Genomic DNA, 13,428 nt, shown 5'->3' on the forward strand with positions numbered 1-13,428 from the left:
GTCAGTTCCAGCCGAAAAGCGGGTCACCGGCCCGGACCTCGATGTCCGCGGCGACGTCGGACAGGGCGTCGGCGGGCGCCTGGAGCGCCACCACCGGGCACACCGGCGACTTGCCCGCCGCCGCCACCGCGGCCGGGTTCCACCGCACCACCGGGTCACCCCGGCGCACCGTGTCGCCCTTGTTGGCCAGCGGCTCAAAACCCTGTCCGTCCAGTTGAACCGTATCGAGGCCCAGATGGGTGAGGACGCCCCGTCCCCCTTCATCGACCACCACATAGGCGTTCGGCCGCAGCGAGACGATGATGCCGTCGACCGGGGCCACCGCCGTACACGGGGCGAGCGGTGGCTCGACGGCCGCGCCGGAGCCGACCACCGCCTCGGCGAACGCCGGATCGGGGACGTCCGCGAGGGGGATGGCCCGCCCGGCCACCGGCGATGTAACAGTGGTCATGAAGGGCCTCTCAAAGGGCGAAAACAGTCAGGGTCCATCACTTTTCGGACGGCACGCCATATAAAAGCGTAAGTCATGGGATCCGGAGCCCCCCGATCACCGGTCGCCCCGCGCGGTACCCGACCCGCCCAGCCCGGTAAGGTCAAGGCGCACATCGGCCGGAACAGGCATGAACAAAACAGGAGGCTTCCGGGTGGACGTCCAGGAGACGGACATTCAGACCGACCGGGTCTTCACCATCCCCAACATCCTCAGCATGGCCAGACTGCTGGGCGTGCCCGTGTTCCTGTGGCTGGTTCTGTCACCGGTCTTCGACGGCCCGAACCGGGACGGCTGGGCCCTGCTGGTCCTGGTCTTCAGCGGAGTGAGCGACTACCTCGACGGCAAGCTCGCCCGGCGCTGGAACCAGGTCTCCGGCCTGGGCCGGATCCTGGACCCGGCCGCCGACCGGCTCTACATCCTGTCCACCCTCGTCGGCCTCACCTGGCGCGACATCCTCCCCTGGTGGCTGACCGCGCTGCTGCTGGCCCGCGAGGCCATGATGGCCGTCACCGTCTTCGTCCTGGACCGCCGCGGCTACGCCCCGCCCCAGGTCAACTATCTGGGCAAGGCCGCCACCTTCAATCTGATGTACGGCTTCCCGCTGCTGCTGCTCAGTGACGGCAGTGGCGCCATCGCCTCACTCGCCGCCATTTTCGGATGGGCGTTCGTCGGCTGGGGTACAGCGCTCTACTGGTGGGCAGGAGTCCTGTACGTGGTCCAGGTCCGCCGGATCCTCACGGCGGATGCCACGGCCGACTGAGCCCGCCCTGGCAGTGTCGCAGGGGCCTGGCGCCCGCACGTGCCGCTGTTTTCCGGGGAAGCCACCCCGGGCCCGGGCCCCTCCAGACGGGTGCGGTCGGCATGACTGCCGTCTCCCCAAGGAGGACACTTCCGATATGAAGGCCGTCGTAATGGCTGGTGGCGAAGGCACCCGGCTTCGCCCCATGACCGCGAGCATGCCCAAGCCGCTGTTGCCGGTCGCGAATCGCCCGATCATGGAACACGTGCTCCGGCTGCTCAAGCGGCACGGTCTCACCGAGACCGTGGTCACCGTGCAGTTCCTCGCCTCCCTCGTCAAGAACTACTTCGGCGACGGCGAGGAGCTGGGGATGGACCTCACCTACGCCAACGAGGAGAAGCCCCTGGGCACGGCCGGAAGTGTGAAGAACGCCGAGGAAGCCCTCAAGGACGACTCCTTTCTGGTGATCTCCGGGGACGCCCTCACCGACTTCGACCTCACCGACCTCATCACCTTCCACCGTGAACGCGGCGCCCTGGTCACCGTCTGTCTCACCCGGGTGCCCAACCCACTCGAATTCGGCATCACCATCCTCAAGGAGGACGGCCGGGTCGAACGCTTCCTGGAGAAACCCACCTGGGGCCAGGTGTTCTCCGACACCGTGAACACCGGCATCTACGTGATGGAGCCCGAGGTCTTCGACTACGTCGAACCCGACGTCCCCGTCGACTGGTCCGGCGACGTCTTCCCCCGGCTGATGAAAGAGGGCCGGCCCATCTACGGCTACGTCGCAGAGGGCTACTGGGAGGACGTGGGCACCCACGAGAGCTACGTCAAGGCCCAGGCCGACGTCCTGGAGGGCAAGGTCGACGTCGACATCGACGGCTTCGAGATCTCCCCCGGAGTCTGGATCGCCGAAGGCGCCGAGGTACACCCCGACGCCAAACTGCGCGGTCCGCTCTACATCGGCGACTACGCCAAGATCGAAGCCGGCGCCGAAGTACGCGAACACACCGTCATCGGCTCCAACGTCGTCGTCAAGTCCGACGCCTTCCTGCACAAGGCAGTGATCCACGACAACGTCTACCTCGGCCCGCAGAGCAATCTGCGCGGCTGCGTCATCGGCAAGAACACCGACATCATGCGCGCCGCCCGGATCGAGGACGGCGCCGTCATCGGCGACGAGTGTCTGGTCGGCGAAGAATCCATCATCCAGGGCAACGTCCGCGTCTACCCGTTCAAGACCATCGAGGCCGGCGCCTTCGTCAACACCTCCGTCATCTGGGAATCCCGCGGCCAGGCCCACCTCTTCGGCGCCCGCGGCGTCTCCGGGATCCTCAATGTGGAGATCACCCCCGAACTCGCCGTCCGGCTCGCCAGCGCCTACGCCACCACCCTGAAAAAGGGCTCCACCGTCACCACCGCCCGCGACCACTCCCGGGGCGCCCGCGCCCTCAAACGCGCCGTGATCTCCGCCCTCCAGGCCAGCGCCATCGACGTCCGCGACCTGGAGAACGTCCCGCTGCCCGTCGCCCGCCAGCAGACCGCCCGCGGCAGCGCGGGCGGCGTCATGATCCGCACCACCCCCGGCGTACCCGACTCCCTCGACATCATGTTCTTCGACGAACGCGGCGCCGACCTCTCCCAGGCCGGACAGCGCAAGCTCGACCGCGTCTACGCCCGCCAGGAGTACCGCCGCGCCTTCCCGGGGGAGATCGGCGACCTGCGCTTCCCCGCCAGCGTCTTCGACGCCTACACCGGTGCCCTCATCCGGGCCGTCGACACCACCGGCGTCCCCGAATCCGGACTCAAGATCGTCGTGGACGCCGCCAACGGCAGCGCGGGACTGGTGCTGCCCAGCCTGCTCGGCCGGCTCCGCGTCGACTCCCTGGTCATCAACCCCGGCCAGGACGAGGCCCGTCCCACCGAGACCGCCGAGACCCGGCGCGCCGGACTCGTCCGGCTCGGCGAAATGGTCTCCTCCTCCCGCGCCGCCTTCGGCGTCCGCTTCGACCCCGTCGGCGAACGGTTCGCCCTCGTCGACGAACGCGGTCGCATCATCGAGGACCAGCGCGCCCTGCTCGTGATGCTCGACCTGATCGCCGCCGAACGCCGCAGCGGCCGGGTCGCGCTGCCCGTCACCACCACCCGCATCGCCGAACAGGTCGCCGCCTACCACGGCACCCAGGTGGAGTGGACCACCACCTCACCCGACGACCTCACCCGTGCCGCCGGCAAGGACGCCGTCTTCGGCGGGGACGGCCAGGGCGGCTTCATCATCCCCGAGTTCTCCAGCGTCTTCGACGCCACCGCCGCCTTCGCCCGGCTCACCGGCCTGGTGGCCCGCACCCAGCTCTCGCTCAGCCAGATCGACGCCCGCATCCCCCGCGCCCACGTCCTGCGCCGCGCGGTGGCCACCCCCTGGGCGGTCAAGGGCCTGGTCATGCGGCGCGTCGTGGAGGCGGCCGGCGACCGCTCCATCGACACCACCGACGGAGTACGGGTCGTGGAACCCGACGGCCGCTGGGTACTGGTGCTGCCCGACCCGGCCGAGGCCGTCACCCACCTGTGGGCCGAGGGCCCCGACGACGCCACCGCGCAGGAACTGCTGGAGCACTGGTCGGCGGTGGTCGAGGGCGCCGACCACTGACCGGCCCCACCGGCTGACCACCCGGCCCGGACCGTACGGTCGCACCGCCTCCCCAGGGGCCCGTTTCGAACTCCCCCGGGGCGGCGTGCGACCATGTCCGCCATGTCATCGCAGCCCAACGGGCCACGCCCGCCGGCGCGCCCCGACGCCTCTATGTCGCTGCTGACCACCGTCATGAACCACACCCTCGACGAGGGTTACGCCCAGGCGGCGGCACGCAGACACAGCGAGGGCACCTCGGGCCTGCCACGCAGCCTGCGCGCCAAGCTCTGGCTGGCCGCCGGCCTGGTGCTGGCCGGCCTGGTGGTCACCCTCGGCGCCGTCCAGGCCCGAGAAGCGGCGCCCACCGTCGCCCGGGAACGCCAGGAACTCCTGGACCGGGTCGAATCCGGCACCGAGGCGATGGACGCGCTCCAGCACGAGGTGGACGCGCTGCGCACCGAGGTCGCCGCCAAGCAGCGCGAACTGCTCAGCGACAGCGGCGGTGACCCCGGTGAACTCACCGCGCTGCTCGCCGGAGCCAGCGCCGTCCAGGGCCCGGGGCTCGAACTCGTCATCAATGACGCCAAGGGCGTGGCCGAGGGCGGCGGGGACGCCAGGGAGGGCTCCGGCTTCGACAGCGGCCGGGTCCGGGACCGCGACCTCCAGCGGGTGGTCAACGGACTGTGGACCTCGGGCGCCGAGGCCATCGCCGTCAACGGGCAGCGGCTGACCGCCGTGTCGGCCATCCGCGCGGCCGGCGACGCCATCCTCGTCGACAACCGGCCGCTGGTCCCGCCGTACACCGTCCAGGCCATCGGCGATCCGGAAGCCCTGCGGGCCCGCTTCGACACCACGGTGGACGGCCAGTACCTGGGCGTGCTGCGCGACAACTACGGCATCCGTGCCGCCACCTCCGACAAGCAAGAGATCCGCATACCCGCCGCCACCAGCCTCACGGTCCGGACGGCGGAACCCGCGGACACGGGAGAAGGAAACACACAGTGATCGCCGTACTGGGGCTCGTGCTGGGCGTCGTGGCCGGAATCCTCACCCGGCCCGTGGTGCCCATGGGACTTGAGCCGTATCTGCCGATCGCCGTCGTCGCGGCGCTCGACGCGGTCTTCGGCGGGCTGCGCGCCATGCTGGACGGGATGTTCGACGACAAGGTCTTCGTCGTCTCCTTCCTGTCCAATGTCGTGGTCGCCGCGCTGATCGTCTTCCTCGGCGACAAGCTCGGCGTGGGCGCCCAGCTGTCCACCGGCGTGGTGGTGGTCCTGGGCATCCGGATCTTCTCCAACGCCGCCTCCATCCGCCGACACCTCTTCCGGGCGTGAGCGGCATGAGCGACCCCGAGCAGGACCGCGACCCCGAGCAGCCCCGGCCGAAGCCGAAGCTCAAGCCGCAGCTGGGACAGCAGCCGGAGCCGGAGCCGGGCCCGGGGCCGGTGCGGCCCGCGCCGCCCGCCGCACCGGCCCCGCCCGCTCCCTCCCCTCCGTCCGCCCCGTCCGCCCCACTCAGCGGGCGGGCGGCCCTGCGGGCCGGCCTGTGGCCGCCGCGCGTCACCCGCAGCCAGCTGATCGTGGCCGGACTGCTCTTCGTCCTCGGCCTGGGGCTGGCCATCCAGGTACGGGCCGCCAGCGCCGATGACAGTGCCCTGCGCGGCGCCCGCCCCGAGGACCTGGTGCGCATCCTCAGCGATCTTGAGGACCGCACCGGCCGCCTGGAGGACGAGAAGAATGCCCTGGAGGAGCAGCGCACCGATCTGGAGACCAGCTCCGACCAGGCCGAGGAGGCCCGCCGGCAGACCGCCGAGCGTGAGCGGCAGCTGGGCATCCTGGCCGGCACGGTGGCCGCCCAGGGGCCGGGGATCGAGCTGCGGGTGACCGACCCGCGCGGCGCGGTGCGCGCCGACATGCTGCTGGACGCGGTCCAGGAGCTGCGGGCGGCCGGGGCCGAGGCGATCCAGATCAACGGCGTACGGATCGTGGCCGGGACGTTCTTCACCGACGAGAACGGCCAGGTGCGCATCGACGGCCGGACGGTGACGGCCCCGTTCGTGATCGACGCCATCGGACGGCCGCAGGACCTGGAACCGGCGCTGAACATCCCCGGCGGGGTGGTGCAGTCCCTGGAGAAGGAGCAGGCCACGGTGACGGTGGAGCGGCCGGAGACGGTCGTGGTGGACGCCTTGCGATCGGCAGAGCGCCCTGACTACGCTCAGTCGTCACCGTAGCCGGGTGCCATCGCCGGGGGGCTGCCCGTTGTGGTGGCTCTCGGTAAGGGAAACTGAATGCGGGCCGCGTACGTTGGCAGAGTGTCCGGCGCGGCGGATGAGAGACAATGGACCGCCCGTCCACTGACGGGTCGGGCTAGGTGCGAGGGGATCGCTGGTGAGTTTTTTCGCTAGGTTGTTCGGCAGGCGTCAGGGTGGCTCGCACAGCGCCGCACGGCCTCATGCCCGCAGGGGCGAGCAGCCTGCGGGAGCGCCCGCCACGGAGGCGGGACGCCCGCTGTTCCGTGACGAGGTCGACGGCCAGGCCGGCGGCATAGGCTCCCAGGCTCCCGCGGCGCAGGCCGGCGGCACGCCCTGCGGTCGCTGCGGCAGCCGCAACGCCCCGTCGAGCCGGTACTGCTCGCAGTGCGGCAACCCGCTGCGGCCGGGTGTGGAGGGCCTCTCGGAGACCACCTCCACGATCTCGATCTCCGGCCTGGAGGCGTACGACTCCGAGGTCACCGGGCAGCACGCGGTGATGCCCGCGCTGTCCCCCGAGGCCCAGGCCGCGGTGGACGCGCTGCCGCCCGGCTCGGCGCTGCTGGTGGTCCGGCGCGGGCCGAATTCGGGCAGCCGCTTCCTGCTGGACGGTGACCTCACCACCGCCGGCCGCCATCCGCAGAGCGACATCTTCCTGGACGATGTGACGGTCTCCCGCCGCCATGTGGAGTTCCGCCGCCGTCCGGAGGGCGGTTTCTCGGTGTTCGACGTGGGCAGCCTCAATGGCACCTATGTCAACCGCGAGCCCATCGACTCCGCGGTGCTCGCGCACGGTGACGAGGTGCAGATCGGTAAATACCGGCTGGTCTTCTTCACCGGCCAGTACGGTGGGTGACGGCTCCCGGAGAGCGCACGGCGCCGCCCGGCGGTGTTCGACTATCCAAATGCCCCGGTCACGACCTAGGGTTGCTGTGTGAACCAGCTCGACGTCGTGGGTGTCAGGGTCGAATTGCCCAACAACCAGCCCATCGTGCTCCTCCGTGAAGTGGACGGCGATCGCTACCTCCCCATCTGGATCGGCCCCGGGGAGGCCACCGCGATCGCCTTCGCCCAGCAGGGGCTGGCCCCTGCCCGACCGCTGACGCACGACCTGCTGAAGAACGTGCTGGAGGCGATCGGGCAGGAGCTCACCGCCGTACGGATCACCGATCTGCGCGAGGGTGTCTTCTACGCCGAGCTGGTGTTCGCCAGCGGGGTCGAGGTCAGCGCCCGGCCCTCCGACGCCATAGCGCTCGCACTGCGGGCCGGCACCCCCATCTACAGCAGCGAAGGGGTGCTGGACGACGCGGGGATCATCATCCCCGACGAGCAGGAGGACGAGGTGGAGCGGTTCCGGGAGTTCCTGGACCAGATCTCCCCCGAGGACTTCGGCTCCGGCAATCAGTAGCGGGGCGTGGCGATCGTTGACCCGCTGAGTGTGCATGCTTAGCGTCTGTGGGGCATGTCTTGGGAGGAGCGCTGTGCGCGTGCTCATCGTCACACCCGGTGAGCGACGAGGGCACGGTCGGGGCGTGCGGAACGGAGGCCGGCGTGACAGGTAATGGCGAGGGTACGGCGGCGGGCGGGATCTCCCCGCTGCCGGGCGCGCCGCCGCACCGCCCGCTGCGGGCGCCGGCCGCCCCCCAGGGGCACGGCGCCGAGCGGGAACAGCTCGGCTACCGGGGCCCCAGCGCCTGCGCCGCCGCCGGGATCACCTACCGGCAGCTGGACTACTGGGCGCGCACCCAGTTGGTGCAGCCCAGCATCCGCCCGGCGCACGGCTCGGGCACCCAGCGGCTGTACAGCTTCCAGGACATCCTGGTGCTCAAGATCGTCAAGCGGCTGCTGGACGCCGGGGTCTCGCTCCAGAGCATCCGCACGGCGGTGCGCGCCCTGCGCTCCGCCGACCTCGCGGAGCTGGCCGGGCTGACCCTGATGAGCGACGGTGCCACCGTCTACCGCTGTGAGTCCCCCGAGGAACTGGCCGAGCTGCTGCGCGGCGGCCGGGGCATCTTCGGCATCGCCGTCGGGGCGGTGTGGGGGGACGTGGAGACGGCACTGGCGCAGCTCCAGGCCGAGCGGGTGGACAGCGGCGAGGTGATCACCGGCCGCCACCCCTCCGACGAGCTGGCCCGCCGCAGACAGCGCGGCACCCGCTGATCCGGGCGATTGTCAGAGCCGTACGGCACCATCGGGAGGGTGAGAGGCCAGCCGACGATCCTGCACCTCGACATGGACGCCTTCTACGCCTCGGTGGAGCAGGCCGCCAAGCCGTCGCTGCGGGGCAAGCCGGTGATCGTGGGCGGGCTCGGCCCGCGCGGCGTGGTGGCCACCGCCTCGTACGAGGCCCGGCGGTTCGGGGTGCACTCGGCGATGCCGATGGCCCAGGCCCGGCGGCGCTGCCCGAACGCGGCCTATCTGTATCCGCGCTTCGACGTCTACCGCGCGGTCAGCGACACCGTGATGGGGATGCTGCGCGAACTGTCCCCGCTGGTGGAGCCGCTCAGTCTGGACGAGGCGTTCGTCGATCTGGCGGCCGGGGGCTCGGCCCACACGGCGCGCGAGGCCGAGACGGTGGGCCACCAGCTGCGCGGCCGGATCCTGGCCGCCACCACCCTGACAGGCTCGGTCGGTCTGGCCGGCTCCAAGATGCTCGCCAAGATCGCTTCGGAGCGGGCCAAGCCGGACGGCCTTGAGCTGATCGTGCCCGGCACCGAGCGGGAACTGCTGGCTCCGCTGCCGGTACGCACCCTGCCCGGGGTCGGCCCGGCCACCGATGGCGTACTGCGCCGGGCCGGGATCAGCACCGTGGGCGATGTGGTGCGGGCCGGCGAGGTCGAACTGCTGCGGCTGCTCGGCACCGCGCACGGCGGCGGGGTGCATGCCATGGCGCTGGGCATCGACGACCGCCCGGTGGTCGCCGAACGGGACGCCAAATCGGTGTCGGTGGAGGACACCTTCGATGTGGACCTCACCGACCGGGCCCGGGTGCGCCACGAGGTGGACCGGCTGGCCGAGCGGTGTGTGCGCCGGCTGCGCGAACACGGCCGGTCCGGGCGCACCGTGGTGCTGAAGGTGCGCAGCCACGACTTCTCCACCCTGACCCGCTCGGACACCCTGCGCGGGCCGACCGACGATCCGGCGGTGGTGCGGGAGCTGGCCGCCCGGCTGCTGGAGGGGGTGGACACCACCAACGGCGTCCGGCTGCTGGGTGTTGGTGTCACCGGACTGGCGGATTTCACCCAGGAGGATCTGTTCGCCCAGACGGGCGCCACCGTCGAGGCCGAAGCCGGGACCGGGGCCGAGGAGGAGGGCCGCGGGGCGGACCGGCCGGCCCCGGACCCCGGCCCCGGCCCCGGCCCCGGCTCAGAGCCCGAGCCGGCGCCCGACCGGCGCTGGCTGCCGGGACTGGATGTGACGCACACCGAGTACGGGCCCGGGTGGGTGCAGGGCAGCGGCGTGGGGCGGGTCACCGTGCGCTTCGAGACGCCCGGGTCGGCGCCGGGCCGGGTGCGTACCTTCGGCGTGGACGATCCGGCGCTCGGCCGCTCCGCCCCGCCGCCGCTTCAGCCCTCCTCGTCCGGCGGCGGCGAGGCCAGCCGGCCGAAGTCCTGATCCGGCGGCGCCGACTCCTGCTCCGGTCCCGCCATCGGCACATCGAGACCGTAGTGGTGGTACAGCTGCAACTCCTGCTCGGGGGACAGATGCCGGCCCACCCCGAAGTCCGGCGCGTCCTTGATCAGCGACCGGTCGAAGGGCACCCGCAGCGCGTCGTCGACCACCTCGCTGGGCTCCAGCGGCACAAACGCGTCCCGGCTGAAGAGACCGGTGCGCACAGCCGCCCATTCGGGTGCACCGGTCGCGTCATCCAGATAGACCTCGTCCACCGTGCCGATCTTGGCTCCATTGCGGTCGAACGCCTTGCGCCCGATCAGGCTGCGGGGATCGATATCGGTCTGCACGGTTCCTCCCACGGGTCATCACTGCCGGGCCGCACGCCCCTTCGCCCTTACGTAACGGCACATACCCGAAGCTGGCCAGTCGAGTGCTGCCGCCACCGGTCGCGGGGCTCCGGCTCCATGGTCGCAGCCCCAGGGCCGCTGGTAGGCTCGAAAACGGTTGTTGACCTCGTGCGGGAGAGTCCACCGGCCCCCGGGCCGGCGGCGCCGAAGGAGCAAATCCTCCCCGGAATCTCTCAGGCCCCCGTACCGCACGCGCGAAACCACTCTGGAAAGCAGGGTGGCGGCCGGACATCCGTCCCGGCCCCGCCCTCACCGACGGTGAAAGCCGCGCCGACGCCCCGCCCGGGGCAACGACGCGGTGAAGCTCTCAGGTTGAGATGACAGAGGGGGAGGCCGCAGCAGGCACCGCCCGGTGGTTGCGGGTCCCAGCGACCAGGAGGCCCCCAGATGTCCGAACGCCCACTCCCGCTCAGCGCGCTGGAGCACGGCTCGCCCTTCGCGGCCCGCCACATCGGCCCCGACGCGGCCGACCGGGCGAAGATGCTCGCCCACGTCGGCTTCGGCTCCCTCGACGAACTCACCACGGCCGCCGTGCCCACCTCCATCGCAGGCACCGGGCCGCTGCGGCTGCCCCCGGCCCGTACCGAGGCCGCCGTGCTGGCCGAGCTGCGCGAGCTGGCCGACCGCAACCAGGTCCTCACCCCGATGATCGGCCTGGGCTACTACGGCACCTTCACCCCGCCGGTCATCCTGCGCAACGTGATGGAGAACCCGGCCTGGTACACGGCCTACACGCCCTACCAGCCGGAGATCTCCCAGGGCCGGCTGGAGGCCCTGCTGAACTTCCAGACCGTGGTCGCCGACCTCACCGGGCTGCCCACCGCCGGTGCCTCGCTGCTGGACGAGGGGACCGCCGCCGCCGAGGCCATGGCACTGTCCCGCCGGGTCGGCAAGGTCAAGCAGGGCGTCTTCCTGGTCGACGCCGACACGCTGCCGCAGACCGTCGCCGTGCTGCGCACCCGCGCCGAACCCACCGGGGTCGAGGTGGTGGTCGCCGACCTCGCGGCGGGCATCCCGGACGCGATCGCCGAGCGCGGCGTCTTCGGCGTCCTGCTCCAGTACCCCGGCACCGGCGGTGCCGTCCGCGACCCGCGCCCCGTCATCGAACGGGCCCACGAGCTGGGCGCGATCGTCACCGTCGCCGCCGATCTGCTCGCTCTCACCCTGCTGACCTCCCCGGGCGAGCTGGGCGCCGACCTCGCGGTGGGCACCAGCCAGCGGTTCGGCGTACCGATGGGCTTCGGCGGCCCGCACGCCGGCTATCTGGCGGTCCGCGAGGCGTACGCCCGCTCGCTGCCGGGCCGGCTGGTCGGTGTCTCCCGGGACGCGGCCGGCAAGCGCGCCTACCGGCTGGCGCTCCAGACCCGCGAGCAGCACATCCGCCGCGAGAAGGCCACCAGCAACATCTGTACGGCGCAGGTGCTCCTCGCCGTGATGGCCGGCATGTACGCGGTTTACCACGGCCCGGACGGGCTCGCCGCCATCGCCCGGCGCACCCACCGGTACGCGGCGCTGCTGGCGGCCGGGCTGCGGGCCGGCGGGGTGGAGGTGGCGCACCGGGAGTTCTTCGACACCGTGACCGCCGAGGTACCTGGCCGCGCCGGGCAGGTGGTGGCCGCCGCCCGCGCGGCGGGCATCAATCTGCGGCAGGACGGCCCCGACCGGGTCGGCATCGCCTGCGACGAGACCACCACGCGTACCGAACTGGCCGCCGTCTGGGCCGCCTTCGGGGTGGACCCGGCGCTCACCGACCTCGACACTCTGGACGCCGCCACACCGGACGCGCTGCCCGGCGCGCTGCTGCGCACCGATGAATACCTCAGCCACCCCGTCTTCCACGAGCACCGCTCGGAGACCGCGATGCTGCGCTATCTGCGCCGGCTCGCCGACCGGGACTACGCGCTGGACCGGGGCATGATCCCGCTCGGCTCGTGCACCATGAAGCTCAACGCCACCGTGGAGATGGAGCCGGTCACCTGGCCGCAGTTCGCCGCGCTGCACCCGTTCGCGCCGATCGAGCAGGCCGAGGGCTACCGCACCCTGATCCGGGAGCTGGAGGACGGGCTCGCCGAGATCACCGGCTACGACAAGGTCTCGCTCCAGCCCAACGCCGGTTCGCAGGGCGAGCTGGCCGGGCTGCTGGCGGTGCGCGCGTACCACCGGGCGAACGGTGAGCCGCGGCGCACCGTGTGCCTGATCCCGTCCTCGGCGCACGGCACCAACGCCGCCAGCGCCGTGATGGCCGGGATGAAGGTGGTGGTGGTCGCCACCGGCGAGAACGGCGATGTGAACGTCGAGGACCTGCGCGCCAAGATCGAGCGGCACCGCGAGGAACTGGCGGTGCTGATGGTCACCTACCCCTCCACGCACGGGGTGTTCGAGGAGGGCATCCAGGAGATCTGCGCGGCGGTGCACGACGCGGGCGGCCAGGTGTACGTGGACGGCGCCAACCTCAACGCCCTGGTGGGGCTGGCCCGGCCGGGGCGGTTCGGCGCGGATGTCTCGCACCTGAATCTGCACAAGACCTTCTGCATCCCGCACGGTGGCGGTGGTCCCGGTGTCGGTCCGGTGGCGGTGCGCGCGCACCTGGCCCCGTATCTGCCGGGTCATCCGCTTCAGCCCTCGGCCGGTCCGGTGGACGGGCCGGTGGGCCCGGTGTCGGCGGCGCCGTGGGGCTCGGCCGGGATTCTGCCGATCTCCTGGGCCTATCTGCGGCTGATGGGGCCCGAGGGGCTGCGCGCGGCCACCCAGACCGCGGTGCTGGGGGCGAACTACATCGCCAAGCGCCTTGAGCCGCACTACCCGGTGCTGTACACCGGGCCGGGCGGTCTGGTGGCGCACGAGTGCATCATCGATGTCCGGCCGCTGACCAAGGCGACCGGGGTCAGCATCGACGATGTGGCCAAGCGGCTGATCGACTACGGGTTCCACGCCCCGACGATGTCGTTCCCGGTCGCCGGAACGCTGATGATCGAGCCGACCGAGAGCGAAAATCTGGCCGAACTCGACCGATTCTGCGATGCGATGGTCGCGATTCGTGCGGAGATCGACCGGGTGGGGGCGGGGGAGTGGCCCAAGGACGACAACCCGCTGGCCGGTGCCCCGCACACCGCGGCCCAGCTGGCGGAAGCCGAGTGGACGCACCCGTACAGCCGTGAGGACGCGGTCTTCCCCGGCGGCGCGGGCCGGGAGGACAAGTACTGGCCCCCGGTACGGCGGATCGACGGCGCCTACGGCGACCGCAATCTGGTGTGCTCCTGCCCGCCGGTGGACTCCTACGAGGGCTGACGC

The 13,428-nt window shown here is 71.6% G+C and carries 12 protein-coding genes and 1 riboswitch; of the genes, 10 read left to right on the forward strand and 2 right to left on the reverse strand.

Annotated elements, in window-relative coordinates:
• Window position 1: 1 nt before the first annotated feature.
• The gene (locus AC5WRL_RS02270; protein WP_496086513.1) at window positions 2-451 is read right to left on the reverse strand and encodes a PTS sugar transporter subunit IIA; all 450 of its coding nucleotides are present in this window, start codon (window positions 449-451) and stop codon (window positions 2-4) included.
• Between the two features lie 193 nt (window positions 452-644).
• On the opposite strand from AC5WRL_RS02270, the gene clsA reads away from it, so the two are divergent.
• From clsA to AC5WRL_RS02315, 9 genes are all read left to right on the forward strand, one after another.
• The gene (gene clsA, locus AC5WRL_RS02275) at window positions 645-1,253 is read left to right on the forward strand and encodes a cardiolipin synthase ClsA (protein WP_496086795.1); all 609 of its coding nucleotides are present in this window, start codon (window positions 645-647) and stop codon (window positions 1,251-1,253) included.
• Window positions 1,254-1,389: 136 nt separating this feature from the next.
• Window positions 1,390-3,882: a sugar phosphate nucleotidyltransferase gene (locus AC5WRL_RS02280; RefSeq protein ID WP_496086514.1), complete on the forward strand. Its 2,493-nt coding sequence runs from the start codon at window positions 1,390-1,392 to the stop codon at window positions 3,880-3,882.
• A 93-nt stretch (window positions 3,883-3,975) separates the two neighbouring features.
• Window positions 3,976-4,869: a DUF881 domain-containing protein gene (locus AC5WRL_RS02285; protein ID WP_496086515.1), complete on the forward strand. Its 894-nt coding sequence runs from the start codon at window positions 3,976-3,978 to the stop codon at window positions 4,867-4,869.
• Window positions 4,866-5,198 carry a small basic family protein gene (locus tag AC5WRL_RS02290; RefSeq protein WP_019434707.1) on the forward strand — a complete coding sequence of 111 codons (333 nt, stop codon included), beginning with the start codon at window positions 4,866-4,868 and terminating at the stop codon, window positions 5,196-5,198. The genes AC5WRL_RS02285 and AC5WRL_RS02290 overlap by 4 nt, the downstream gene beginning before the upstream one ends.
• Window positions 5,199-5,203: 5 nt before the next feature.
• Complete coding sequence (locus AC5WRL_RS02295) at window positions 5,204-6,097, forward strand: DUF881 domain-containing protein (protein WP_496086516.1); 894 nt, start codon at window positions 5,204-5,206, stop codon at window positions 6,095-6,097.
• 430 nt (window positions 6,098-6,527) lie between these two features.
• Window positions 6,528-6,971 (forward strand): FHA domain-containing protein, encoded by a 444-nt coding sequence (locus AC5WRL_RS02300; protein WP_496086517.1) that lies wholly within the window; start codon window positions 6,528-6,530, stop codon window positions 6,969-6,971.
• A gap of 78 nt (window positions 6,972-7,049) precedes the next feature.
• Window positions 7,050-7,523, forward strand: coding sequence for a bifunctional nuclease family protein (locus AC5WRL_RS02305; protein WP_496086518.1), 474 nt, complete (start codon window positions 7,050-7,052; stop codon window positions 7,521-7,523).
• A gap of 143 nt (window positions 7,524-7,666) precedes the next feature.
• Window positions 7,667-8,275, forward strand: a complete 609-nt coding sequence (locus tag AC5WRL_RS02310) for a MerR family transcriptional regulator (protein WP_496086519.1) — start codon at window positions 7,667-7,669, stop codon at window positions 8,273-8,275.
• 39 nt (window positions 8,276-8,314) lie between these two features.
• Complete coding sequence (locus AC5WRL_RS02315) at window positions 8,315-9,730, forward strand: DNA polymerase IV (protein WP_496086520.1); 1,416 nt, start codon at window positions 8,315-8,317, stop codon at window positions 9,728-9,730.
• Here AC5WRL_RS02315 and AC5WRL_RS02320 read toward each other — a convergent pair.
• Window positions 9,682-10,089, reverse strand: a complete 408-nt coding sequence (locus tag AC5WRL_RS02320; protein ID WP_496086521.1) for a PRC-barrel domain-containing protein — start codon at window positions 10,087-10,089, stop codon at window positions 9,682-9,684. The genes AC5WRL_RS02315 and AC5WRL_RS02320 overlap by 49 nt on opposite strands.
• Before the next feature lie 149 nt (window positions 10,090-10,238).
• Window positions 10,239-10,336: riboswitch (glycine riboswitch) on the forward strand.
• Window positions 10,337-10,524: 188 nt separating this feature from the next.
• On the opposite strand from AC5WRL_RS02320, the gene gcvP reads away from it, so the two are divergent.
• Window positions 10,525-13,425: an aminomethyl-transferring glycine dehydrogenase gene (gene gcvP, locus AC5WRL_RS02325; protein ID WP_496086522.1), complete on the forward strand. Its 2,901-nt coding sequence runs from the start codon at window positions 10,525-10,527 to the stop codon at window positions 13,423-13,425.
• Window positions 13,426-13,428 lie beyond the last annotated feature (3 nt).

The sequence above is a fragment of the Streptomyces sp. NTD107 genome, from assembly GCF_059510435.1.